Source organism: Burkholderia sp. MSMB1826 (genome assembly GCF_001526325.1).
Taxonomy (GTDB): Bacteria; Pseudomonadota; Gammaproteobacteria; order Burkholderiales; family Burkholderiaceae; genus Burkholderia.
The window spans coordinates 1-23,271 of the sequence record NZ_LOYN01000030.1 but is presented as its reverse complement, the minus strand read 5'-3'; the positions used below and the strand labels follow the sequence as shown (position 1 = coordinate 23,271).

Genomic DNA, 23,271 nt, shown 5'->3' with positions numbered 1-23,271 from the left:
GCTCGACGCGTCGGCGTTGCGTGGCCGGCGCGTGCGGGTTACACCAGTTTGCCGGGGAACTGACTGTCGGGATCTTGCATCGCGAGTCGTTGCCGATCCATGAAATCGCGCAACGTGTCGATTCCGCGCAACTGCAGGATCGTGTTCCGGACGGCTGCCTCGACGAGCACCGCGAGGTTGCGGCCGGCCGCGACCTGGATCGTGACCTTGCTGATCGGCAAACCGAGCACGTCGACGGTCTGGCTTTCGAGCGGCAGGCGCTGGAATTCGCCGTCAGGGCGCCGCACGAGCTGGACGATCAGCTTCAGCTTCATTTTCCGTCGCACCGCGGTTTCGCCGAAGATCGTCTTGATGTCGAGCAGGCCGAGGCCGCGCACTTCGAGCAGGTTCTGCAGCAGCGGCGGGCAGCGCCCTTCGACGAAATCGGGGCCAAGGCGGACGAAGTCGACCGCGTCGTCGGCGACGAGGCCGTGTCCGCGGCTGATCAGCTCGAGGCCGAGCTCGCTCTTGCCGAGGCCCGAATCGCCGGTGAGCAGCACGCCCATCCCGAGGATGTCGAGGAACACGCCGTGCAGCGTCGCGCGCGGCGCGAGGATGCGCGACATGTAGAGCCGCAGGCTGTCGATCACCGCGGCGGCCGACATCGGCGTCGTGAACAGCGGCGTGGACGAGCGCGTGCAGCGCAGCACCAGTTCGGGCGGCGCCGCGGCGCCGCCGGCGACGACGAGGAACGGCGGCTCGAGCGCGATCAGCTCGGCCATGTGGCGCGAGCGGTCTTCGTCGGTCTGTCGCTGGTAGTAGTCGATTTCGGCTTCGCCGAGCACCTGGATCCGGTTCGGGTGGATCAGGTTCAGGTGGCCGACGAGGTCGGCGCTCGACGTTGCGTTGCCGACCGTGTCGGCCGAAAAGCCGCGTTCCCAGCCTTCATGCCCCGTCAGCCAGCTCAGTTTCAGCGTGGCTGCGTTGTCGTCGAAGATGCTCTGGGCGTTGATGCTGGACGTATCCATGACTCTCGTCACTCCAATGGGCCGGTGCAGGCGCGCGGCGACGGACGTCGCCATGCCGGGCCGGCGCCGGGCGGCCCTGGACGGCGGCGCGTGCCGCCTGGTACGGGGAAATATTCCGCCCGGAACAACTCAAGGTTGCCACTGAGTGAGCAGGCGATGCAACTCGGCGATATCCGTTTCGTTGTGCAGACGCTCGCGTGCGTCGCGATCGGACAGCAGTTGCGCGATTTCCGACAGGATCTCGAGGTGTTGCTGGGTCGCTTGCTCGGGGACGAGCAGGAAGATCAGAAGGCCGACCGGCTGGCCGTCGGGCGCTTCGAACGGGATCGCATCGGCGAGGCGGACGAACGCGGCGAGCGGGTGCTTGAGGCCCTTGATGCGGCCGTGCGGAATCGCGACACCTTCGCCGAGCCCGGTCGAACCGAGGCGCTCGCGTGCGAACAGGTTGTCCGTGACGGTGCTGCGGCCGATGCCGTTCTGATTCTCGAACATCAGCCCGGCTTGTTCGAAGACGCGTTTCTTGCTGGTGACCGAGAGGTCGATGACGACGTTCTCTATGGGCAGGATTTTGGCTAGGCGATTCATGTTGGCAGGCGATTGGGCGGCCTGGGGTCTCCTTGCGGCGGCGGACTGATTTTCCATGTTCGGCGATATCAAGGCATGTGGCATGGCAACCTGCAACGCCGCTACCGCATCCAACACCCCCCGGCGATAACCGGAACATTATAGAGCACAGCCGCGTGCGTGGCGCGGCACGGACGGACCGGCTGCACCTTCGCGCGGAGTCGCAAAAAAAACGCCCGGCGAACCGGGCGGCGTGCGTGTTGCAGTGACGGTTATTGCGGCGGCAGTTCGATCTGGTCGATCGACGGCTGCAGCTTGATCGGATCGTGCGCGTGCGTTTGCAGGCGCTCCATGTGCTTGACGACCTGGCGATCCAGCTTGTCGATCAGCAGATCGATCGCGGCGTACAGGTTGCCGTTCGCGCTTTCGACGAAGATGTCCTTGCCCTTCAGGTGCAGATTGATTTCCGCGCGCTGCTGCTTGTCCTTTTCCTTGTGGTTGTCGACCGAGAGGATCACAGTGCCATCGATCACCTGATCGCTATGCCGTAGCACCCGGTCCAGCTTGGTGATCACGTATTCGCGAATGGCAGGCGTGACTTCGAGATGATGTCCACTGATCTTCAGGTTCATAGTGCTTCTCCAAGCGAGTGACCACCCGGCCGCATCGAGGCGGCGCTCCGGTCGACTTGCCCGTGCCGCACGAGGCGGCGTATCGCGGACAGGTCGCCCGGCCTGTTCCCCGTGTGCGCGGTGGCCGGAACACGCCTGCCGCCGGGCAGGCAGCAGGCTTAAAGAGACTTGCGCAGATTCACTGCCGGGATCTTGAGGGCTTCGCGATATTTCGCAACCGTGCGGCGCGCGACCACGAACCCCTGTTCTGCCAGCAGCTCGGCAATGCGGCTGTCCGAAAGTGGCGATTTTGGGTCTTCAGCTCCTATCAGTTGCTTGATGAGGGCTCGGATGGCGGTCGACGAGGCGGCGCCACCGGTGTCGGTCGAAACGTGAGATCCGAAGAAGTACTTAAATTCAAGCGTCCCGAACGGGGTCAGCATGTACTTCCCGGTTGTCACACGGCTGACAGTCGACTCGTGTAGGCCCAGCGTATCAGCTATTTCCCGCAAAACCAAGGGGCGCATGGCAATTTCGCCGTGCGCAAAGAAATTCTTCTGACGCTCGACAATAGCCTGCGCGACACGCAGGATCGTGTCGAAACGTTGCTGGATATTTTTGATCAGCCAGCGCGCTTCCTGAAGCTGCTGCTTCAGCGATCCGGCCGACGGATCGCCGCGGCTGTTGCGCAGGATGTTCGCGTACAGGTTGTTGATCCGCAGGCGCGGCACGACCTCCGGATTGAGTTCCGCGAGCCATCCCTGGCCGGCCTTCTTCACGATGATGTCGGGCACGACGTAGTCGGCCTCGGCCTTGCCGTATGCGGCGCCGGGGAACGGCTCCAGCGAGCGGATCAGCGTGTGCGCGTCGCGCAGCGCGTCGTCGCTCGCCTTCAGGTGCTTGCGCAACCGTGTGAAGTCGCGGGCGGCGAGCAGTTCGAGATGCTGCGACACGATCTCGAGCGCGAGCGTGCGCGTCGGGGACGGATCGAGACGCAGCAACTGCAGCTTCAGGCATTCGGAGGCCGAGCGCGCGCCGACGCCGGCCGGGTCGAAGCTGTGCAGCAGCGCGAGCGCCGCGTTCAGTTCGTCGCCGTCGATTTCCAGTTCGGGCGGCAGGTCGGCGAGCACTTCGTCGAGCGTGGCGGTCAGGTAGCCGTCGTCGTCGAGCGATTCGATCAGGAACATCACGAGCGCGCGATCGCGCGGGCCGGCCTGCGTGACGCGCAACTGCGCGGACAGGTGGTCGCGCAGAGACGTCGCGGCTTCCTGCACCTGCAGCGGCGGCAGGTCGTCGTCGTCGGACGCGCCGCCCGAGCGGCCGTATTCGTCGAGGTTCCACTGCGGGCCGTCGTTGCCGTCGCCGGACCCGTAACCGTCGTATTCGTCGGCGCCGGCCGGCTCGTCGCGCTCCGCGCGATCGCTGGACGTGCCGCTGCCGTTCGTCGCGACGGGTTCGGTGTTCTGTGCGGGCGGCGTCTGCGCGATCAGCGATCCGTCCGCCGCGACGCGCAGCGGGCTCGCGATCCATTCGTCGTCGGTTTCGAGCAGCGGATTCTGCGCGACGGCCATCGCGACTTCCTGCTGCAATTCGAGCGTCGACAACTGCAGGAGCCGGATCGACTGCTGCAGCTGCGGCGTCAGCGCCAGATGTTGCGACAGGCGAAGTTGGAGGCTGGCTTTCATGGCAAGGAGGGAGTCATACCGGCAGTTTGCCACGACCCAGGCGCATTGAGCCATCCGCGATTACGCGCGGCGCGCCGCGTGGCCGCGGGCATGGCCGCGAAGCGGGACGCGGCCCCGCGCGGCCATGCCGGGCGGGGTGCAGCCAGCCACGAGGAGAACGTTACATGCGGAAGTGCTCGCCGAGGTACACGCGGCGCACGCTTTCGTTTTCGATGATTTCGCTCGGCGCGCCCGCGGCCAGCACCGAACCGTCGCTGATGATGTACGCGTGGTCGCAGATGCCGAGCGTTTCGCGGACGTTGTGGTCCGTGATCAGCACGCCGATGTTGCGCTGCTTCAGGAACTTGACGATCTTCTGGATCTCGAGCACCGCGATCGGATCGACGCCGGCGAACGGTTCGTCGAGCAGGATGAAGTTCGGGTTGGTCGCGAGCGCGCGCGCGATTTCGACGCGGCGCCGTTCGCCGCCCGACAGCGACAGCGCGGGGTTCTCGCGCAGGTGGCCGATCTGCAGCTCGTCGAGCAGCGCTTCGGTGCGCGACGAGATCGCATCCTTCGACAGCCGCTTGCCGTCTTCGCCGTGCTGCAGCTCGAGCACCGCGCGGATGTTCTCCTCGACGGTCAGCTTGCGGAACACGGACGCCTCTTGCGGCAGGTACGACAGGCCGAGCGACGCGCGCTTGTGGATCGGCAGCAGGCCGATCGAGCTGCCGTTCAGCGAGATTTCGCCCCCGTCCGTCGGCACGAGGCCGACGATCATGTAGAACGACGTGGTCTTGCCGGCGCCGTTCGGGCCGAGCAGGCCGACGACTTCGCCGCTCTTCACGTCGAGCGACACGTCCTTGACGACCGTGCGCGAGCCGTAGCGCTTCTTCAGGTTGCGGACGACGAGCGAGCTCGTGGTGCCGGCCGGCTGGCGATTCGGGAGCGCGTTCATTGGCCCGGCGCTCCCTGGATCGTGGTCGACGGCGACAGCTTGGCCGGCGCCCCGTTCAGCGGCGCGGGGCCGCCGTTCTTCGGCGACAGCATCGCGCGCACGCGGCCGTTCGGGTTGCCCGGCGCCGCGACGTCCTTGCCGCCCTTCGCGGTGTAGAAGTCGCGCTGGCCGTCATACGTGATCACGCTACCGTGCACGGTATCGGCGACGGTCGACGTGCCCTGCAGGCGGCGCACGGTCGCCGCGGTGGTCAGCGTGGTCAGGTCCTGCTTGCCGTCGTAGTCGATGCGCTCGGCATCGCCGTCGATGTATTCGTCGAGGCCTTCGCGCTTCTGGCGGAACGTCGCGTGCTTCTTGCCGCTGCCGAACGACGTCGCGTACTGGTAGCCTTCCGGGTCCTGGCGCACTTCGACGCGATCGCCCTTGATGATGATCGTGCCCTTCGTGATCACGACGTTGCCGGTCGCGACCGTGACCTGCTTCAGATCGTCGTAGGTCAGGTTGTCGGCCTCGACGTTGATCGGCTTGTTCTGGTCGGCCTTCTCGGCATGGGCGAGCGGCGCCAGCCCGACGAGCGGGAGCGCCACGAGCGTCGCGGCGAGCGCGGCGCGGACGGCGCGCGCAGCGCCGCCGGAAATCTGTCGAGGGAACGGTTCGTTCATGCAGTCACGTGAGGGATGCGTCACTTGGGTTGACCTTTCGAGCCGCCGGACGTGTCCGCCGCGGCGATCGTGCCGCGCACGTTGCCGTAAAGCTCGATGACCCGGGTGACGTTGTTGTACTTCATGCCGTCGGTCGCGTTGACGAGCGACAGGCCGCGCTGAAGTTTAACCGGCTTTTCGGTCTGGATCACATCGTCATTGACGAAGATCCGGAAATGCTGGGAATCGGCCTGCATCTGCGGATCGCCGCCGCCGGCCGCGCGCAGGATCCGCGCATCGTCGTACAAATCGACGATCGACACGTCGCCGTTGACGGTGCCGCGCTTCGCGGTGGTCGTCACGACGGGCTTGCCGGGCTGGAACGCGCGCATGGCCGGATCGGTCAGGTCGCTGCTTTCGGTGTCTTCGTAATGGACCAGCTTCGCGGCCGTCAGCCGGTACTGGGTCGTGCCGGACTGGTCGAGCTCGGTGACCGAGAAGTTGTCCGCGAAATAGTCGGGCGTATGGCGCTTCGGCTGCGCGACGCCCTCGCCGGGCGGCGGCAGCGTGGCCTGCAGCAGCCACCAGGTGACGCCCGCGAGCGCGGCGACCGCGGCGAGCGGCAGCAGCTGGGTCCAGCGGAAATGCGTGCTCATCGGTCAGGCTCCGCAGGCGGCGGCGAGCAGCGCGTCGTAGCGGCGCTGTGCGCGCAGGATCGCATCGCAGACCTCGCGCACGGCGCCGTGGCCGCCGCGGGCTTCGGCGACCCAGTGCGCACGGGCGATCACCTCGGGGTGCGCGTTCGCGGGGGCCGTCGCGAAGCCGCAGCGCAGCATGACCGGCAGATCGGGCCAGTCGTCGCCCATGTAGCCGCATGCGTCGGCCGTCAGGCCGAGCGACGCGATCAGGTCGGCGAACACGGCGAGCTTGTTCTCGACGCCCTGGAACAGGTGCGCGATCTTCATTTCCTTCGCGCGCGACGCGACGATGTCCGAGCGGCGGCCCGTGATGATCGCGGTCGCGATGCCGGCTTCGCCGAGCAGCTTCACGCCGTGGCCGTCGAGCGAATTGAACGACTTCATCGCGTCGCCGGCCGCTGTAAACAACAGGCCGCCGTCGGTCAGTACGCCGTCGACGTCGAAAATCATCAGCTTCACGCGGCTCGCGCGTTCGGCCGCAGTCAGCGCTGCGCTCATCAGATCACCTTCTTCGAAAACAGGTCGTGCATGTTCAGCGCGCCGATCAGCGCGCCGTCGGCATCGACGACCAGCATCTGGTTGATCCGGTGGCGCTCCATCAGTTCCACGGCCTCGACCGCCAGGTGATCCGGCGCGATCGTGCGCGGGTCGCGCGTCATGACTTCGGTGATCGGCAGCGTGCGGAAGTCGCCGTCGCGCGCGAGCACGCGGCGCAGGTCGCCGTCCGTGAAGATGCCGACGACCTTGCCGTCGGCGTCGACCACGGCCGTCATGCCGAGGCGCTTCGCGGTGATCTGGAACAGCGCGTCCGACAGCGTCGCGTTCAGCCCGACGGAGGGGACGTCGTCGCCCGAGCGCATCACGTCGCGCACGTAGGTGAGCAGGCGCCGGCCGAGCGCGCCGCCCGGATGCGAGCGCGCGAAATCTTCCGAGCCGAAGCCGCGCGCATCGAGCACGGCGACGGCGAGCGCATCGCCGAGCGCGAGCGCGGCGGTCGTGCTCGCGGTGGGCGCAAGGTTCAGCGGGCACGCTTCCTTCGACACCGCGGCGTTCAGGTTCACGTCGGCGAGCGTGCCGAGGCTCGACCCCGCGCGGCCCGTGATCGCGATCAGCTTCGCGCCGATCCGCTTCACGAGCGGCAGGATCGCGACGAGTTCTTCCGATTCGCCGGAATAGGAGATGCCGATGAAGACGTCGTCGGAGGTGACCATCCCGAGGTCGCCGTGGCTGGCCTCGGCAGGGTGGACGAAGAAGGCCGGCGTACCGGTGCTGGCCAGCGTGGCCGCGATCTTGCGGGCGATATGCCCCGATTTGCCGATCCCGGAGACCACGACGCGGCCGCGGCAGCCGAGCAGCAGCGCAACGGCCTGGACGAAGCTGCCGTCGAGCTGGTCGCGCAGCGCGCGCACGGCGTCCGCCTCGATGTCGAGCACGTCGCGGGCGAGCGCGAGCGCCCGATCATCATTGATTTTCGCTATCATGCGCGGAGTATAGCAAAGGCGTTTGTTCGCCGCGCCGCGCCTTCGGACTCGTCCGATGTCGCGTGTCCACCGCCACCACCCGCGCCCGCATTGCCGTGGCCCCGACGAACGAGGACGCTTCGCCTGTGATTTCCCCGCTCGAAATGACCCTGCTGCTGCTGCTGGCCTCGGTGGTGGGCGTCGTCGTATTCCGCTCGCTGAACCTGCCGCCGATGCTCGGCTACCTGACCGTCGGCATCCTGGTCGGCCCGCACGCGTTCGGCGTCGCGGCGGATCTCGAACGGGCCGAGCACCTCGCGGAGTTCGGCGTGGTGTTCCTGATGTTTTCGATCGGCCTCGAATTCTCGCTCGCGAAGCTGAGGGCGATGCAGCGGCTCGTGTTCGGGCTCGGCCTGCTGCAGGTCGTCGCGACCCTCGTGCTCGCGCTCGTGCTCGGCGTGCTGTTCGAGCGTTGGGTGCACATCACGTGGCAGGGCAGCATCGCGCTCGGCGGCGCGCTCGCGATGTCGTCGACGGCGATCGTGTCGAAGATGCTCGCCGAGCGGCTCGAGATCGAGACGGAGCACGGCCGCAACATCTTCGGCGTGCTGCTGTTCCAGGATCTCGCGGTCGTGCCGCTGCTGATCGTGATCGCCGCGTTCGGCGCCGAATCGTCGAAGGACCTCGCGATCACGCTCGGCTTCGCGGCGCTCAAGATCGTGATCGCGCTCACGCTGCTGCTGGTCATCGGCCAGCGTTTCATGACGCGCTGGCTCAACGTCGTCGCGCGGCGCCGCTCGCAGGAGCTGTTCGTACTGAACCTGCTGCTCGTCACGCTCGGCGCCGCGTTCGTCACCGACCGCTTCGGCCTGTCGCTCGCGCTCGGCGCGTTCATCGCGGGGATGCTCATTTCCGAGACGCCGTTCCGCCATCAGGTGGAAGAGGACATCAAGCCGTTCCGCGACGTGCTGCTCGGCCTGTTCTTCGTGACGACGGGGATGCTGCTCGACCCGCGCGTGATCTGGGAGCATCCGTTGATCGTGCTCGGCTTTTTCGTCGGGCAGATCCTGTTCAAGGCGACGATGATCGCGGGGCTCGCACGGCTGTTCGGCGCGACGCCGGGCGTTGCGATGCGCACGGGGATCGGCCTCGCGCAGGCCGGCGAATTCGGCTTCGTGCTGCTGAACCTGATCCTCGACCGGCATCTCGTCGATTCGACGCTGCTGCAGGCGATCCTCGCGTCGATGCTGCTGTCGATGCTCGCCGCGCCGTTCCTGATCCAGAACGCCGACCGCATCGTGATGCGGCTGTCGTCGACGGAGTGGATGCAGCAATCGCTGCAGATGACGCGGATCGCGACGCAAAGCCTCAAGCAGCGCGGCCACGTGATCATCTGCGGCTATGGCCGCGCGGGGCAGAACCTGGCGCGCATGCTCGAGCAGGAAGGCATTTCGTACGTCGCGCTCGACCTCGATCCCGATCGCGTGAGCGCGGCCGCGACGGCCGGCGAATCGGTCGTGTTCGGCGACGCGGCGCGCCGCGAGTCGCTGCTCGCGGCCGGTATCCACCGTGCGGCGGCCGTCGCGATCACCTACGCGAACACGCCGTCCGCGCTGCGGGTGCTGCACCACGTGCACGAGCTCGAGCCGACGCTGCCGGCGATCGTGCGCACCGTCGACGATGCCGATCTGGAGAAGCTGCTCGCGGCCGGCGCGACCGAGGTGATTCCGGAGATCGTCGAGGGCAGCCTGATGCTCGCGTCGCATACGCTGGTGCTGGTCGGCGTGCCGATGCGCAAGGTCGTGCGGCGCGTCGAGGAGATGCGCGACGAGCGCTACAGCCTGCTGCGCGGCTATTTCCGCGGCGCGGACGACGCGGACGACGACGATCACGAGCAGGTGCGGCTACAATCGGTGCCGGTCGACGCGCGCGCGGACGCGGTCGGGCGTTCGCTGGAAGAGCTCGGGCTGTACGCGCTCGGGCTGGAAGTCACGGCGATCCGCCGGCACGGCATCCGCGGCGTCGAACCCGATCCGCAGACCAAGCTGCGCGCGAGCGACATCGTGGTGCTGCGCGGGTTGCCCGAGGCGCTCGCGCTCGCGGAGGAGCGGTTGTCGCGCCATCGGCGCGATCCGCCGGCCGCGGCTGCGTGAGCCGCGAATCACAACCTGACCCGTATTGATCAGAAACGGTGCCCGATCTTCGCGCACCGTTTTTTTCGGAGAGTTTCATGCCGCATTCGTCGTCGGGCGCACCGCTCGATCCGGTCGCCTTCATCCACAGCCAGATCCGCACGGTGCCCGACTGGCCGCAGCCGGGCGTGCAGTTCCGCGACATCACGACGCTGCTGCAGAGCCCGAAGGCGCTGCGCATCCTCGTCGACCTGTTCGTCGAACGCTATGTCGATGCGAAGCTCGATTACGTCGCGGGCCTCGACGCGCGCGGCTTCATCATCGCGCCGATCGTCGCGTACGAGCTGAGCGTCGGCTTCGTGCCGATCCGCAAGGTCGGCAAGCTGCCGTACAAGACCCGTTCGGAATCGTACGACCTCGAATACGGCAGCGCGACGGTCGAGATCCACGAAGATGCGTGCCGCCCCGGCGACCGCGTGATCATCATGGACGACCTGATCGCGACCGGAGGCACGATGATGGCGGGGCGCAACCTGCTGCAGCGGCTCGGCGCGGTGGTCGTCGAAGGCGCGGCGATCATCGACCTGCCGGATCTCGGCGGCTCGGCGCTGCTGCGCAATGCCGGCCTGCCCGTCTATACCGTTACCGAATTCCCCGGCCACTGAACGCCGGTCCGGCCGCGGCTTGCCGCCCCGGCTTGCGCGGGTTCACGCCTGGTTCACGCTTGGCTCACGTTACGCAGCGAGGTCACGATGCCCAACTTCATGCTGTTTCTCGCCACGTCGATCGCGATCACGTTCGCGCCGGGGCCCGACAACCTGCAGGTGCTCGCACGCGGCATCTCGCAGGGCCGCGCGGCCGGCTTCGTCGCCGCGCTCGGCTTCACGGCGGGGATCCTGTTCCACACGACGCTCGCGGCGCTCGGCGTCGCGGCCGTGCTGCGTTCGTCGCCGGTCGCGTTCCAGATCCTGAAGCTCGCGGGCGCCGCGTACCTCGTGTGGATCGGCATCAAGGCGCTGCGCAGCCAGGGCCTCGCGAACGCGCATGCGCGCCCGCCGCAGCCGCTCGGCGCGATTTTCCGGCAGAGCGTGATCGGCAACCTGATGAACCCGAAGGTCACGCTGTTCTTCGTCGTGTTCCTGCCGCAGTTCGTCGATCCGCACGGCGCGCAGGGCGTGACGCTGCAGATGTTCGAGCTCGGCGCGCTGTTCATGCTGCAGACGGCCGCGGTCTTCTCGCTGTTCGGCGTCGGCGCGGGCATGATCGGCGCGTGGCTGAAGCGTCGCCCGAAGGTCGGCGTGTGGCTCGACCGGATCGCCGGCGCGACGTTCATCGCGATCGGCATTCGCGTCGCGCTGAAGGATTGAGCGCGATGACGTTTCCGTGCATCGCGGCCGCGCGCCGCTTCGATCCGGCCGCGCACCTGCGTTTCGAGATCGCCGGCCAGGCGGTCGGCTGGGTGCGCCGCCGGGACGTCGCCAGGCTCGCGCGCTGGCCCGACGTGTTCGAGCTGACCGGCGAGCGGGTCGTGCTGTCGGCGCGCTACGATTCGGTCGACGCGCGCAGCATGGCGCTGGCCGGCGCGATCGGCGCGCTCGCCGCCGAAGGCGCGATTCCCGGCTGGCGCGACGAGATCTACGCGATCCGCAATCGCTTCGACGATCCGCCGCTCGCCTACATCGAGCGCGCCGCGTCGCGCTTCTTCGGCACGCAGACCTATGCGGTGCACCTGAACGGCATCGTAGAATATGCGGTTGCACCGGGGTCGCCCGCCGCACCGCAAATGTGGCTCGGCCGCCGCAGCGCGACCAAGGCCACCGACCCCGGCATGCTCGACAACGTCGTCGCGGGCGGCATCGGCTGGGGCCTGGGCGTTCACGAGACGCTCATCAAGGAGTGCTGGGAAGAGGCTGGCATGCCGGCGGAACTCGCGGCACGCGCGATTGCGGGCCGGGCAGTGCAGGTGTTGTGCTCGCTGCCGGAAGGCACGCAGTCCGAACTGATCTTCGTGTACGACCTGCCGCTGCCGCGCGACTTCGCGCCGCACAACCACGACGGCGAAGTGGCCGAGCATCTGCTGGCCGGCGTGCCCGAAGTGATTGCCTGGCTGCGCGAAGGCCGCGCGACGATGGACGCGAGCCTCGCGATGCTCGACACGTTGCTGCGCCATCGCTGGCTGGCGGCGGCCGACGCCGCGGACATCGACGCGCTGTTCACGGCGGCCGCATAGCGCGCCCCATGCGGGGCCTGCGCGTGCGCGTGGCGCGCGGTGCGGCCGAACGAGCGCCAATTTGACGAATACCGAAACGAAGGGAGTAGCGGTCATGCCGACCGATCACAGCTTTATCTTGAAACTGTCGTGCCCCGACCGGCACGGCATCGTCCATGCGGTCTCGGGCTTCCTGTTCGAGCGCAGCAACAACATCCTCGATTCCGCGCAGTTCGGCGACAGCCGCACCGGCGAGTTCTTCATGCGCGTGCACTTCGAGCAGGACGGCGGCGGCGTGGATGCCGCGTCGGCGCTCGACACGCTTCGCAAGGAATTCGCGCCGCTCGCCGAACAGTTCTCGATGCGCTGGGAGCTGCACGATGCGGCCGTGAAGCCGCGCGTCGTGATCATGGTGTCGAAGATCGGCCACTGCCTGAACGACCTGCTGTTCCGCTATCGCACCGGCCAGTTGCCGATCGAGATTCCGGCGATCGTGTCGAATCACAAGGAGTTCTACCAGCTCGCCGCGAGCTACAACATTCCGTTCCATCACTTCCCGCTGGTCGGCGGTTCGTCCGATGCCGCGAAGGCGGCGCAGGAAGCGCGCGTGCTGGAAGTGATCGACGAGCATCAGGCCGATCTCGTCGTGCTCGCGCGCTACATGCAGATCCTGTCGCCGAACATGTGCGAGCAGCTCGCCGGGCGCGCGATCAACATCCACCATTCGTTCCTGCCGAGCTTCAAGGGCGCGAAGCCTTACTACCAAGCGTTCGACCGCGGCGTGAAGCTGATCGGCGCGACCGCGCACTACGTGACGACCGATCTCGACGAAGGCCCGATCATCGAGCAGGAAGTCGAGCGCGTCGACCACAGCATGACGCCCGACCAACTGACCGCGATCGGCCGCGACGTCGAGTGCGTGACGCTCGCGCGCGCGGTGAAGTGGCATGTCGAGCACCGGATCGTGCTGAACGGGACGAAGACGGTCGTGTTCCGCTGATCCGCCGGCCCGAAAGGCCGGCCCCACGAGCAAAAACGCCGCGCCCTTCGGGGCGCGGCGTTTTTTTATCGCCGTCGGCGAGCGGGCGGCTTCAGATCAGCCGCAGCAGGTGCAGCTCGCGTTTCAGGTACGCATAGAAGATCGGCGCGGCGATCACGCCCGGCAGCCCGAACGCGGCTTCCATGATCAGCATCGCGAGCAGCAGCTCCCACGCGCGCGACTCGATCTGGCCGCCGATGATCTTCGCGTTCAGGAAATATTCGAGCTTGTGGATGATCACGAGGAACGCGAGCGACGCGATCGCGGTGCCCATGCTGACCGACAGCGACACCGCGACGATCAGCGTGTTCGAGATCAGGTTGCCGATCACCGGCAGCAGGCCGACGATGAACGTGACCAGCACGAGCGTTTTCGACAGCGGCAGCCGCTGGTGGAAGATCGGCAGCGCGACGAGCAGGTAGATGCCGGTGAAGGCCGCGTTGATCGCGGAGATCTTGATCTGCGCGAACACGATGCGGCGGAACGCATCGGCGAAGCGCGACACGCGCGTGACGAGCGCGGTCGACAGCGGCCGGCGCACCTTGCCCTGCTCGACGCCGATCGCGATCATCGCGCCGATGATCATCCCGAACAGCACGTGGCCGAAGCCGCGCGCGACGCTCTTGCCGCTTTGCTGGAGCTGGTCCATGTGCGAATGCATCAGCACGGCCGCCTTCGTCTTCATCTGTTCGACGTCGACGGGCAGCAGATTGGCGATCCACGCCGGCGTGCGTGCGCGCGTCTGTTCGACGATCTGCATCAACTGGTCGAGCAGGCTCTGCAGGTTCGGCACCGTGTGCTCGAAATGCTCGATGATGCCGATCGTCAGGCCGGTGAGCCCGCCGACGATCGCGATCGACAGCAGCACGACGGCGACCCACCGCGCGCGCATGCTGGTGGTATGGCGTTCGATCACGGGCGCGATCGTGTGGATCAGCTGATAGACGAGCAGGCCGGCCAGCATCCCGCCGAGCAGCCGGAGCTCGAGGACGAGCCACATCATGGCGAGCGCGAAGAGGTAGCTGCCGATCTCGAGCGCCGACAGCTTCGGCAGGCTCAAGTCGCTCGTCAGCCGCACACTGCGCAGGTGCGGCTCGCGGTTCTGCGTGTCGCGCGACTCTTGTTGCTTCTCCATCGTGGATTCCTGTCGTCGGTGTGTCGGGCCGCGCAGTGCGAGGCAGAGCGCCGGTCGCCCGATGCCGCACCGGATTGGTGCGGACGGCGAACCTTACGACCGTAAAGTATAGCTGCCATTATGGTCCGCAAACGGGCCGTTTGGCGCGTGGTGTAAACGCAGAAGGGAAAACGAGGGGGCGGCCTGCCGTCGACGCGCGCGCGGCCGGGCCGCCGCGCGCGGGAAAGGGCGGAACCGGCGGAACGGGGTCAGCCGGCCGCGACTTTGCGGGTCGGCCGCTTGAGCAGCGGCGCGAGGTACTTGCCGGTGAAGCTCGCCTTCGTCTTCGCGACCTGTTCGGGCGTGCCCTGCGCGATGATCTGGCCGCCGCCGGCGCCGCCTTCGGGGCCGAGGTCGATCACCCAGTCGGCCGTCTTGATCACGTCGAGGTTGTGCTCGATGATCACGACCGTGTTGCCCTGGTCGCGCAGCCGGTGGATCACTTCCAGCAGCAGCGCGATGTCGTGGAAGTGCAGGCCGGTGGTCGGCTCGTCGAGGATATACAGTGTGCGGCCGGTGTCGCGCTTGCTCAGCTCCAGCGACAGCTTCACGCGCTGCGCCTCGCCGCCCGACAGCGTCGTGGCCGACTGGCCGAGGCGGATGTAGCCGAGGCCGACGTCGAGCAGCGTCTTCAGCTTGCGCGCGATGACCGGCACCGCGCTGAAGAACTCGTACGCGTGCTCGACCGTCATGTCGAGCACTTCGCTGATGTTCTTGCCCTTGTATTGCACTTCGAGCGTTTCGCGGTTGTAGCGCTTGCCGTGGCACACGTCGCACGGCACGTAGACGTCCGGCAGGAAGTGCATCTCGACCTTCAGCACGCCGTCGCCCTGGCACGATTCGCAGCGGCCGCCTTTCACGTTGAACGAGAAGCGGCCCGGATCGTAGCCGCGCTCCTTCGCGGTCGGCACGCCCGAGAACAGCTCGCGGATCGGCGTGAACAGGCCCGTGTACGTGGCCGGGTTCGAGCGCGGCGTGCGGCCGATCGGCGACTGGTCGACGTTGATCACCTTGTCGAAGTGCTCGAGGCCCTCGATTGCCTCGTGCGGCGCCGGCTCGGCAGCCGAACCGTACAGGTGGCGCGCGACCGCGTGATACAGCGTGTCGTTGATCAGCGTCGACTTGCCGGAGCCCGACACGCCGGTGATGCAGGTCAGCAGCCCGACCGGCAGTTCGAGATCGACGTGCTTCAGGTTGTTGCCGTGCGCGTCGACGATGCGCAGCATCCGTTCCGGATCGGGCGCGAGCCGCTCGTCCGGGTACTCGATGACGCGCTTGCCGACCAGATACTGGCCGGTCAGCGATTGCGGGTTCGACTGCACCTGCTTCGGCGTGCCTTCGGCGACCACGATGCCGCCGTGCTCGCCCGCGCCGGGGCCCATGTCGACGACGTAGTCGGCCGTGCGGATCATGTCCTCGTCGTGCTCGACGACGATCACCGAGTTGCCGAGGTCGCGCAGATGCTTGAGCGTCGCGATCAGGCGGTCGTTGTCGCGCTGGTGCAGCCCGATCGACGGCTCGTCGAGCACGTACATCACGCCCGTGAGGCCCGAGCCGATCTGCGATGCGAGCCGGATCCGCTGCGCCTCGCCGCCCGACAGCGTTTCGGCGCTGCGCTCGAGCGACAGGTAATCGAGACCGACGTTGTTCAGGAACGTCAGGCGCGCGACGATTTCCTTGATCACCTTGTCGGCGATCTCGCGCTTCGCGCCTTCGAGCGTCAGCCCGTCGAAATAGCCGAGCGCGTCGCGCAGCGGCCAGCCGCTGATTTCATAGATGCCGCGCGCGTGGTCGCCGGTGCCGATCCGCACGTGGCGCGCCTCGCGGCGCAGGCGCGTGCCGTCGCAAGACGGGCACGGCTGGTTGTTCTGGTATTTCGACAGCTCTTCGCGCACCGCGACCGAATCGGTCTCGCGGTAGCGGCGTTCGAGATTCGGGATGATCCCTTCGAACACGTGCTCGCGGATCGTCGTGCGGCCGCGCTCGTTGATGTACGAGAACGGGATCGTCTGCTTGCCGGAGCCAAACAGCAGCACCTTCCGGATCTTTTCGGGCAGATCCTCGAACGCGGCGTCGATGTCGAATTCGTAGAAGGCCGCGAGGCTCTGCAGCATCTGGAAGTAGAACTGGTTGCGGCGGTCCCAGCCCTTCACGGCGCCGGCGGCGAGCGACAGCGACGGGTGCGCGACGACCCGCTTCGGGTCGAAGAACGTGATCTGACCGAGGCCGTCGCATTCCGGGCACGCGCCCATCGGGTTGTTGAACGAGAACAGGCGCGGCTCGAGCTCCTGCAGCGAGTACGAGCAGACCGGGCACGCGAACTTCGAGCTGAACAGGTGCTCGCGGTCGGTATCCATCTCGAGCGCGATCGCCCGGCCGTCGGCGAGGCGCAGCGCCGTCTCGAACGATTCGGCGAGCCGCTGCTTCATGTCCGGGCGCACCTTCAGGCGATCGACGACGACGTCGATCGTGTGCTTGTCGTTCTTCTTCAGCTTCGGCAGCGACTCGACCTCGTAGATCTTCGCGACGCCTTCGTTCGCGGCGCCGCCGCCCGAGCGCACGCGAAAGCGCACGAAGCCCTGCGCCTGCATCTCCTCGAACAGCTCGGCGTGCTCGCCCTTGCGGTTCGCGACGACCGGCGCGAGGATCATCAGCTTGGTTTCCTCGGGCAGCGCGAGCGCCGCGTCGACCATCTGCGACACGCTCTGCGCCTCGAGCGGGATGTCGTGGTCGGGGCAGTACGGCGTGCCGACACGTGCGTACAAAAGCCGCAGGTAGTCGTGGATTTCGGTGACCGTGCCGACGGTCGAACGCGGATTGTGGGACGTTGCCTTCTGCTCGATCGAGATCGCCGGCGACAGCCCCTCGATCAGGTCGACGTCGGGCTTCTCCATCAGTTGCAGGAACTGGCGGGCGTATGCGGACAGGCTTTCCACGTAGCGGCGCTGGCCTTCGGCATAAAGGGTGTCGAACGCGAGCGACGACTTGCCCGATCCGGACAACCCGGTAATCACGACCAGCTTGTGGCGCGGCAGGTCGAGATTGACGTTTTTCAGGTTGTGGGTGCGTGCCCCACGGATGCGGATCTGTTCCATGAACCTGGCGAAAATGGAGGGAACCAAACCTGCTACTATAACGGCTTTTCGAGACCGTCGTTTACGGCCCTCAGCCTTTACAGCAGGTGGCAGCAAGGCGACGCCTGCGCCGGGGAAAGCGGTCGCGCCGCACGTTCCGGGCGGCCCGCGGGCCGCCTGCATCCGGCCCCGACGTGTCGCCCGAAAGGCCGCCAGGCCGCCGGTCCTGATCTTCCGCCGCCCGCTGCCGGGCGGACATTCCGATCATTCGAAATTCATTCCCGATGTCCAATCCGTCTGCCACGTCTTCCCGCATGACCGCGCCCGAACTGCGCGCGACCACGTCGCTCGCGGCGATCTTCGCGCTGCGCATGCTCGGCCTGTTCATGATCATGCCGGTGTTCTCGGTCTACGCGAAAACCATCCCGGGCGGCGACAACGTGCTGCTCGTCGGGGTCGCGCTCGGGGCCTACGGCGTCACGCAGTCACTGTTCTACATCTTCTACGGCTGGGCGTCCGACAAGTTCGGCCGCAAGCCGGTGATCGCCACGGGCCTCGTGATCTTCGCGCTCGGCAGCTTCGTCGCCGCGTTCGCGCACGACATCACGTGGATCATCGTCGGCCGCGTGATCCAGGGGATGGGCGCGGTGTCGTCCGCGGTGCTCGCGTTCATCGCCGACCTGACCTCCGAGCAGAACCGCACGAAGGCGATGGCGATGGTCGGCGGCTCGATCGGCGTGTCGTTCGCGGTCGCGATCGTCGGTGCGCCGATCGTGTTCCACTGGGTCGGGATGAGCGGGCTGTTCGCGATCGTCGGCGTGCTGTCGATCCTCGCGATCGGCGTCGTGCTGTGGATCGTGCCCGACGCGGCCAAGCCCGTGCACGTGCCCGCGCCGTTCGCCGAGGTGCTGCACAACGCCGAGCTGCTGCGCCTGAACTTCGGCGTGCTGGTGCTGCATGCGACGCAGACGGCGCTGTTCCTCGTCGTGCCGCGCCTGCTGGTGGACGGCGGGCTGCCGGTCGCCGCGCACTGGAAGGTCTACCTGCCGGTGATGGGGCTCGCGTTCGTGATGATGGTGCCGGCGATCATCGTCGCGGAAAAGCGGGGCAAGATGAAGCCGGTGCTGCTCGGCGGCATTCTGGCTATCCTGATCGGCCAATTGTTGCTCGGCAGCGCACCGCATACCATTCTGATTGTGGCGGCGATCCTGTTCGTGTACTTCCTCGGGTTCAACATCCTGGAAGCGTCGCAGCCGTCGCTCGTGTCGAAGCTCGCGCCGGGTTCGCGCAAGGGCGCGGCCACGGGTGTCTACAACACCACGCAGTCGGTCGGGCTCGCGCTCGGCGGCATCGTGGGCGGCTGGCTGCTCAAGCACGGCGGCGCGAATACGGTGTTCTACACGTGTTCGGGGCTCGTTGCCGCGTGGCTTATAATCGCGGCCAGCATGAAAGCGCCGCCGCGCAAGGCCTGAATCTGATCGTCGGGCAGGCGCGGGCGGCGTTCGCCGGCTAGCCCGGCGGGCCGCTCGGACGGCTTTCGCGGGCGGCCCCGCATCGAATTTACTGGAGAAACACATGGCATCCGTCAACAAGGTCATCCTCGTCGGCAATCTCGGCGCCGATCCTGAAGTCCGTTACCTGCCGAGCGGCGACGCGGTTGCGAACATCCGTCTCGCGACGACCGATCGCTACAAGGACAAGGCGAGCGGCGATTTCAAGGAAATGACCGAATGGCACCGCGTCGCGTTCTTCGGCCGTCTGGCGGAAATCGTCAGCGAATACCTGAAGAAGGGTTCGTCGGTCTATATCGAAGGCCGCATCCGTACGCGCAAGTGGCAGGGTCAGGACGGCCAGGACCGTTACTCGACCGAAATCGTCGCCGAACAGATGCAGATGCTCGGCGGCCGTGGTGGTTCGGGCGGCGGCGGTGGCGGCGGTGACGAAGGCGGTTATGGCGGCGGCTACGGTGGTGGTGGCGGCGGTCGCGGCGAGCAGGCGGAGCGCGGTGGTGGCGGCGGCCGTGCTGGCGGCGCGGCGCGTGGCGGTGCGGGTGGCGGCGGCCAGAGCCGTCCGAGCGCGCCGGCAGGCGGCGGCTTCGACGAGATGGACGACGATATTCCGTTCTGATCGCAAGTCGCACACCGCATCACGATGGGCCCGAATGTCCGCGTCAAGCCAGTCGCTTGGCCCGGGTTTTCGGGCCTTGCTTCGTTTACGTCGCGCATACCCGTCGCGCTCGGGACGAAACGTGGCTGACGCACTTCCCGACCTCATCGCTCCCCGTCTCGACGTCCTGTTCTGCGGGATCAATCCCGGCCTGATCGCGGCCGCGAGCGGCCATCACTTCGCGGGGAGAAACAACCGCTTCTGGCGCGTGATCCATCTCGCGGGTTTCACGCCGATGGAACTTGCGCCGCGGGACGATCGCGCGATACTCGGTTACGGCTGCGGGCTGACGACCGTGGTGCCGCGGCCCACCGCGCGTGCCGATCAGCTCTCGCGCGCGGAATTCGTGGCCGCGGCCGCCGCGTTCGAACGGAAGGTCGCGCAGCATGCACCGCGCTTCGTCGCGTTTCTCGGCAAGGCAGCGTATTCGGCGCTGTCGGGGCAGCGCGAAGTCGCGTGGGGTTCGCAGCCATCGCGCATCCGGCAAGCGCGGGTGTGGGTGCTGCCCAACCCCAGCGGGAGAAACCTCGCATTCGCGCTCGACGATCTGGTCGATGCGTATCGTGAGCTTCGTCTCGTGGCGACGGCAGAGAAGCACGATGCGACGCAGTAAGACCGCGGATCCATGGCCAGGCACCATCGTGCCGCGCGCATTCTTCAACCGCATGGCCACCGAGGTGGCGCCGCAACTGCTCAACAAGATCCTCGCGGCCGCGGACGGCCGGGCCGGCCGCATCGTCGAAGTGGAAGCGTATGCGGGCGCGCTCGATCCGGCCGCGCACACCTATCGCGGCAAGACGCCGCGCAATGCGACGATGTTCGGGCCGCCCGGGCACTTCTACGTTTATTTCACGTACGGCATGCACTGGTGCTGCAACTGCGTGTGCGGCCCGGACGGCGCGGGAACGGGCGTGCTGATCCGCGCGCTGGAGCCGCTGCACGGGCTCGAACGGATGCGTGCGGCGCGGCCGCCGCGCACGCGCGATCGCGACCTGTGCCGCGGGCCGGCGCGGTTGACGCAGGCGATGGGGATCGGCGGTGCGCAGGATGGCGTCGACCTGGTCGGCGCGCATGACGGGTTCGCGATCGTCGACGACGGGATGGCGCCGGCCGCGGATCTGGCGGGCGGGCCGCGCATCGGCATTCGCGTCGGCCAGGATCTGCCGTGGCGGTGGAGCGTGCCCGGCAACCGGTACGTATCGGGCGCGGCGCCGCACACGTGACGGGTGCCGCGCCCAGTTCGCGTCCACTTCGCTCCCAATTCGACCCGCGTCACGCGGCCGCCATGATTGACCGGCTAAGCTGGCCGTTTCGACGTTTCGATCGAGGGGACACCATGCGGCGGGTCGTATTCAACCAGAAGGGCGGCGTGGGCAAGTCGACGATCGTCTGCAACCTGGCGGCGATCAGTGCGAGCGAAGGATTGCGCACGCTCGTCATCGATCTCGATGCGCAGGCGAACTCGACGCGCTATCTGCTCGGCGACGCCGCGGCCGATGCGCAACCGGGCGTCGCCGGCTTCTTCGAAACCGCGCTGACCTTCAACTTCCGTCCGGTCGACATCGCGTCGTTCATCCACGCGACCCCGTTCGACGGGCTCGACGTGATGCCCGCGCATCCGGATCTCGACACGCTGCACGGCAAGCTCGAATCGCGCTACAAGATCTACAAGCTGCGCGACGCGCTGAACGAGCTCGACATGTACGACGCCGTGTACATCGACACGCCGCCCGCGCTGAATTTCTATACGCGCTCGGCGCTGATCGCGGTCGAGCGCTGCCTGATCCCGTTCGACTGCGACGATTTCTCGCGCCGCGCGCTGTACACGCTGCTCGAGAACGTGAAGGAAATCCAGCAGGACCACAACGCGGCGCTCGAGGTGGAAGGGATCGTCATCAACCAGTTCCAGCCGCGCGCGAGTCTGCCGCAACGGCTGGTCGACGAGCTCGTCGACGAAGGGCTGCCGGTACTCGCGTCGCGGTTGTCCGCGTCGGTGAAGATCCGCGAATCGCATCAGCAGTCGACGCCGGTGATCCATCTCGAGCCGACGCACAAACTGGCGCAGGAGTTTCGCGCGCTGCATCGCGAACTGGCGGGCTGATCCCGCGCCCGACCGCGTCGACCGGAGCCGCTTCAAGCGGCCTCTTTTATCGCTCCCGTAATTTATCCGATTATTGAATTCGGTATTAATAATGTAGAAAACGATTTCATAAAGAATCCAGAAAAACGGTTACATGGGTGGTCGCTGAATTTCCAATGAGGGCCGGTTTTCTAATAAGCAGAATAATGAATTGGTAAATATTGCGCGACATCATGTTGCGCTATGCTGTAAAAAGGTAAAAAAGCATTGCGGGTCGGAGCAAGCGATATCACGGCCACGACGTCGACGCGCCGGGGGCTTCGGCAGGCGCTCCAAAGGGTAATAAGGGTTTATACCTATCATTAATGCCACTTAATTGACAATTAATCGCTCTAAAATGGCTTCCTTCAACCGCCCGTGCACAAAAAGGTGACGGGTTGTCAATAAGGAAGCAGCTGCCGATCAAGCTTCCATTTTTCTTCAAGTCGTCTCTCGCATTGCTAACAGGAGCGTGCCCGATGTCCGTATTTGCCCCCGAAAAACTCGCCGCCGATTATCAATCCGGTATCGCCGCCTGGTTCGCGATCGCCCGTCCGGCGATCCACGGTTTCGAGGCCGTCGTCGAACTCAACCTGCAGGCGGCCCGGACGGCGCTTGAGGAATACGAGGACAAGCTGAAGAACGCGTTCAACGGCAACAACCCGGCCGCAGGCTTCGCGCAGCAGGTGGCCGCGCCGCAGGAAGCGGCCGGCAAGGTCGTGTCGTACGGCCGCCATCTGTTCGACATCGCGGTGTCGACGCAGTCCGAATGGGCGAAGGTCGCGCAGGCGCAGTACGAGCAGAACGACAAGCGTCTGAAGGACGTGCTCGGCGAACTGTCGAAGCATGCGCCGGCCGGCTCGGCGCCGGTGGTGGCCGCGCTGAATTCGGCGCTGTCCGCGGCGAGCGCCGCGGCCGACTCCGTGCGTGCGGCGACGGGGCAGGCGCTCGAAGCGGCGCAGAGCGGCTTCGATGCGGTCAGCGAAACGGCCGCGCGCGGCGCCAAGCAGACGGCGACCGCTGCCCGCAAGGACGCAGCGGCTGCGCGCGAATCGGCAGCGTAACCGCGTGAGTGCGTGTCGCGCGCAGGCGCGACACGATTGACCGGCGCCGGATGGCGCCGGACGCCGCGTGTGCCACGCGGGGGTCCGGCGAACGCCCGGTGCGCCGCAAGACGACCGTGCACGGTTGCCCGTGCCGCGGTGTGCCGTGCCGCCGGTGCGAACGGATGCTGCCCGCCACGCGGCGGCATGCGACCGCGCTCGCGCCGGATGGCCCGACGCACGCCATCGCCACGTGCAGCCGCCTCGTGCCGGCGTCGGAACGACGAACTGATTTCAATGCAGGGATTGAACATGACGGATGTAGTGATCGTATCGGCCGCGCGGACCGCGGTCGGCAAATTCGGCGGCTCGCTGGCGAAGATTGCGGCGCCGGAATTGGGCGCGACGGTGATCCGCGCAGTGCTGGAGCGTGCGGGCGTGAAGCCCGAGCAGGTCAGCGAAGTGATCATGGGTCAGGTGCTGACGGCCGGCTCCGGGCAGAACCCGGCGCGGCAGTCGCTGATCAAGGCGGGGCTGCCGAGCGCCGTGCCGGGGATGACGATCAACAAGGTGTGCGGCTCGGGCCTGAAGGCCGTGATGCTGGCGGCGAACGCGATCGTCGCGGGCGACGCGGACATCGTGGTCGCGGGCGGCCAGGAGAACATGAGCGCGGCGCCGCACGTGCTGCCGGGCTCGCGCGACGGGTTCCGGA

General features: G+C 66.9%; 23 protein-coding genes. 12 read left to right on the top strand and 11 right to left on the bottom strand.

Features of this window, described 5'->3' with window-relative positions; genetic code table 11:
• Positions 1–38: 38 nt before the first annotated feature.
• The 9 genes from hprK to kdsD form a co-directional block, all read right to left on the bottom strand.
• Complete coding sequence (gene hprK, locus WS95_RS19550; protein ID WP_006483133.1) at positions 39–1,007, bottom strand: HPr(Ser) kinase/phosphatase; 969 nt, start codon at positions 1,005–1,007, stop codon at positions 39–41.
• A gap of 129 nt (positions 1,008–1,136) precedes the next feature.
• Complete coding sequence (locus tag WS95_RS19545) at positions 1,137–1,649, bottom strand: PTS sugar transporter subunit IIA (RefSeq protein WP_027806888.1); 513 nt, start codon at positions 1,647–1,649, stop codon at positions 1,137–1,139.
• A 194-nt stretch (positions 1,650–1,843) separates the two neighbouring features.
• Complete coding sequence (hpf, locus tag WS95_RS19540) at positions 1,844–2,203, bottom strand: ribosome hibernation-promoting factor, HPF/YfiA family (protein ID WP_006477786.1); 360 nt, start codon at positions 2,201–2,203, stop codon at positions 1,844–1,846.
• A 158-nt stretch (positions 2,204–2,361) separates the two neighbouring features.
• Positions 2,362–3,867, bottom strand: coding sequence for an RNA polymerase factor sigma-54 (locus WS95_RS19535; protein WP_034208415.1), 1,506 nt, complete (start codon positions 3,865–3,867; stop codon positions 2,362–2,364).
• 160 nt (positions 3,868–4,027) lie between these two features.
• A complete protein-coding gene (lptB, locus tag WS95_RS19530) occupies positions 4,028–4,804 on the bottom strand; it encodes an LPS export ABC transporter ATP-binding protein (RefSeq protein WP_034208414.1) in 777 nt (258 codons plus the stop codon).
• Entirely contained in the window at positions 4,801–5,466 is a 666-nt protein-coding gene (lptA, locus tag WS95_RS19525; RefSeq protein WP_006483139.1) for a lipopolysaccharide transport periplasmic protein LptA, read from the bottom strand. The genes lptB and lptA overlap by 4 nt, the downstream gene beginning before the upstream one ends.
• Positions 5,467–5,486: 20 nt before the next feature.
• Positions 5,487–6,101 carry an LPS export ABC transporter periplasmic protein LptC gene (gene lptC / locus WS95_RS19520; RefSeq protein WP_034208413.1) on the bottom strand — a complete coding sequence of 205 codons (615 nt, stop codon included), beginning with the start codon at positions 6,099–6,101 and terminating at the stop codon, positions 5,487–5,489.
• A 3-nt stretch (positions 6,102–6,104) separates the two neighbouring features.
• The gene (locus WS95_RS19515) at positions 6,105–6,641 is read right to left on the bottom strand and encodes a KdsC family phosphatase (protein WP_034208412.1); all 537 of its coding nucleotides are present in this window, start codon (positions 6,639–6,641) and stop codon (positions 6,105–6,107) included.
• Complete coding sequence (gene kdsD, locus WS95_RS19510; protein WP_034208411.1) at positions 6,641–7,624, bottom strand: arabinose 5-phosphate isomerase KdsD; 984 nt, start codon at positions 7,622–7,624, stop codon at positions 6,641–6,643. The genes WS95_RS19515 and kdsD overlap by 1 nt, the downstream gene beginning before the upstream one ends.
• A 125-nt stretch (positions 7,625–7,749) precedes the next feature.
• On the opposite strand from kdsD, the gene WS95_RS19505 reads away from it, so the two are divergent.
• From WS95_RS19505 to purU, 5 genes are all read left to right on the top strand, one after another.
• Entirely contained in the window at positions 7,750–9,756 is a 2,007-nt protein-coding gene (locus WS95_RS19505; protein ID WP_034208410.1) for a monovalent cation:proton antiporter family protein, read from the top strand.
• Positions 9,757–9,833: 77 nt separating this feature from the next.
• Positions 9,834–10,400: an adenine phosphoribosyltransferase gene (locus WS95_RS19500; RefSeq protein WP_034208409.1), complete on the top strand. Its 567-nt coding sequence runs from the start codon at positions 9,834–9,836 to the stop codon at positions 10,398–10,400.
• An 87-nt stretch (positions 10,401–10,487) separates the two neighbouring features.
• On the top strand, positions 10,488–11,102 hold the full coding sequence (locus WS95_RS19495) for a LysE family translocator (protein WP_059825133.1): 615 nt from the start codon (positions 10,488–10,490) through the stop codon (positions 11,100–11,102).
• A gap of 5 nt (positions 11,103–11,107) precedes the next feature.
• Positions 11,108–11,965 carry an NUDIX hydrolase gene (locus WS95_RS19490; RefSeq protein WP_059825131.1) on the top strand — a complete coding sequence of 286 codons (858 nt, stop codon included), beginning with the start codon at positions 11,108–11,110 and terminating at the stop codon, positions 11,963–11,965.
• 94 nt (positions 11,966–12,059) lie between these two features.
• Positions 12,060–12,944, top strand: a complete 885-nt coding sequence (gene purU / locus WS95_RS19485; RefSeq protein ID WP_059506669.1) for a formyltetrahydrofolate deformylase — start codon at positions 12,060–12,062, stop codon at positions 12,942–12,944.
• Between the two features lie 91 nt (positions 12,945–13,035).
• Here the strand turns inward: purU and WS95_RS19480 are convergent, their stop codons facing one another.
• Both WS95_RS19480 and uvrA read right to left on the bottom strand, forming a co-directional pair.
• Positions 13,036–14,118: an AI-2E family transporter gene (locus WS95_RS19480; protein WP_034208405.1), complete on the bottom strand. Its 1,083-nt coding sequence runs from the start codon at positions 14,116–14,118 to the stop codon at positions 13,036–13,038.
• A 248-nt stretch (positions 14,119–14,366) separates the two neighbouring features.
• On the bottom strand, positions 14,367–17,252 hold the full coding sequence (gene uvrA / locus WS95_RS19475; protein ID WP_059825128.1) for an excinuclease ABC subunit UvrA: 2,886 nt from the start codon (positions 17,250–17,252) through the stop codon (positions 14,367–14,369).
• A gap of 263 nt (positions 17,253–17,515) precedes the next feature.
• Between uvrA and WS95_RS19470 the strand changes: the two genes are divergently transcribed.
• The 7 genes from WS95_RS19470 to WS95_RS19440 all read left to right on the top strand — a co-directional run.
• Entirely contained in the window at positions 17,516–18,703 is a 1,188-nt protein-coding gene (locus tag WS95_RS19470; RefSeq protein ID WP_034208403.1) for an MFS transporter, read from the top strand.
• A 103-nt stretch (positions 18,704–18,806) separates the two neighbouring features.
• Entirely contained in the window at positions 18,807–19,358 is a 552-nt protein-coding gene (locus tag WS95_RS19465; RefSeq protein WP_034208402.1) for a single-stranded DNA-binding protein, read from the top strand.
• Between the two features lie 121 nt (positions 19,359–19,479).
• Entirely contained in the window at positions 19,480–20,010 is a 531-nt protein-coding gene (mug, locus tag WS95_RS19460) for a G/U mismatch-specific DNA glycosylase (protein ID WP_059781485.1), read from the top strand.
• Positions 19,997–20,620, top strand: a complete 624-nt coding sequence (locus WS95_RS19455) for a DNA-3-methyladenine glycosylase (protein ID WP_059825125.1) — start codon at positions 19,997–19,999, stop codon at positions 20,618–20,620. The genes mug and WS95_RS19455 overlap by 14 nt, the downstream gene beginning before the upstream one ends.
• Before the next feature lie 113 nt (positions 20,621–20,733).
• Positions 20,734–21,498, top strand: a complete 765-nt coding sequence (locus WS95_RS19450; protein WP_034208399.1) for a ParA family protein — start codon at positions 20,734–20,736, stop codon at positions 21,496–21,498.
• A 497-nt stretch (positions 21,499–21,995) separates the two neighbouring features.
• On the top strand, positions 21,996–22,580 hold the full coding sequence (gene phaP / locus WS95_RS19445) for a TIGR01841 family phasin (RefSeq protein ID WP_059825123.1): 585 nt from the start codon (positions 21,996–21,998) through the stop codon (positions 22,578–22,580).
• A 291-nt stretch (positions 22,581–22,871) separates the two neighbouring features.
• Positions 22,872–23,271, top strand: a 400-nt coding sequence (locus WS95_RS19440; protein ID WP_306454118.1) for a beta-ketoacyl synthase N-terminal-like domain-containing protein, incomplete at its 3' end; no start/stop codon positions are given.

Coding starts and splice junctions, on each gene's coding strand:
- phaP (WP_059825123.1), top strand. CDS start 21,996: ATGTCCGTATTTGCCCCCGAAAAACTCGCCGCCGATTATCAATCCGGT.
- WS95_RS19535 (WP_034208415.1), bottom strand. CDS start 3,867: ATGAAAGCCAGCCTCCAACTTCGCCTGTCGCAACATCTGGCGCTGACG.
- WS95_RS19495 (WP_059825133.1), top strand. CDS start 10,488: ATGCCCAACTTCATGCTGTTTCTCGCCACGTCGATCGCGATCACGTTC.
- lptC (WP_034208413.1), bottom strand. CDS start 6,101: ATGAGCACGCATTTCCGCTGGACCCAGCTGCTGCCGCTCGCCGCGGTC.
- WS95_RS19490 (WP_059825131.1), top strand. CDS start 11,108: ATGACGTTTCCGTGCATCGCGGCCGCGCGCCGCTTCGATCCGGCCGCG.
- WS95_RS19470 (WP_034208403.1), top strand. CDS start 17,516: ATGTCCAATCCGTCTGCCACGTCTTCCCGCATGACCGCGCCCGAACTG.
- lptB (WP_034208414.1), bottom strand. CDS start 4,804: ATGAACGCGCTCCCGAATCGCCAGCCGGCCGGCACCACGAGCTCGCTC.
- WS95_RS19545 (WP_027806888.1), bottom strand. CDS start 1,649: ATGGAAAATCAGTCCGCCGCCGCAAGGAGACCCCAGGCCGCCCAATCG.
- WS95_RS19515 (WP_034208412.1), bottom strand. CDS start 6,641: ATGAGCGCAGCGCTGACTGCGGCCGAACGCGCGAGCCGCGTGAAGCTG.
- WS95_RS19465 (WP_034208402.1), top strand. CDS start 18,807: ATGGCATCCGTCAACAAGGTCATCCTCGTCGGCAATCTCGGCGCCGAT.
- lptA (WP_006483139.1), bottom strand. CDS start 5,466: ATGAACGAACCGTTCCCTCGACAGATTTCCGGCGGCGCTGCGCGCGCC.
- uvrA (WP_059825128.1), bottom strand. CDS start 17,252: ATGGAACAGATCCGCATCCGTGGGGCACGCACCCACAACCTGAAAAAC.
- kdsD (WP_034208411.1), bottom strand. CDS start 7,624: ATGATAGCGAAAATCAATGATGATCGGGCGCTCGCGCTCGCCCGCGAC.
- purU (WP_059506669.1), top strand. CDS start 12,060: ATGCCGACCGATCACAGCTTTATCTTGAAACTGTCGTGCCCCGACCGG.
- WS95_RS19450 (WP_034208399.1), top strand. CDS start 20,734: ATGCGGCGGGTCGTATTCAACCAGAAGGGCGGCGTGGGCAAGTCGACG.
- WS95_RS19500 (WP_034208409.1), top strand. CDS start 9,834: ATGCCGCATTCGTCGTCGGGCGCACCGCTCGATCCGGTCGCCTTCATC.
- hpf (WP_006477786.1), bottom strand. CDS start 2,203: ATGAACCTGAAGATCAGTGGACATCATCTCGAAGTCACGCCTGCCATT.
- hprK (WP_006483133.1), bottom strand. CDS start 1,007: ATGGATACGTCCAGCATCAACGCCCAGAGCATCTTCGACGACAACGCA.
- WS95_RS19455 (WP_059825125.1), top strand. CDS start 19,997: ATGCGACGCAGTAAGACCGCGGATCCATGGCCAGGCACCATCGTGCCG.
- WS95_RS19480 (WP_034208405.1), bottom strand. CDS start 14,118: ATGGAGAAGCAACAAGAGTCGCGCGACACGCAGAACCGCGAGCCGCAC.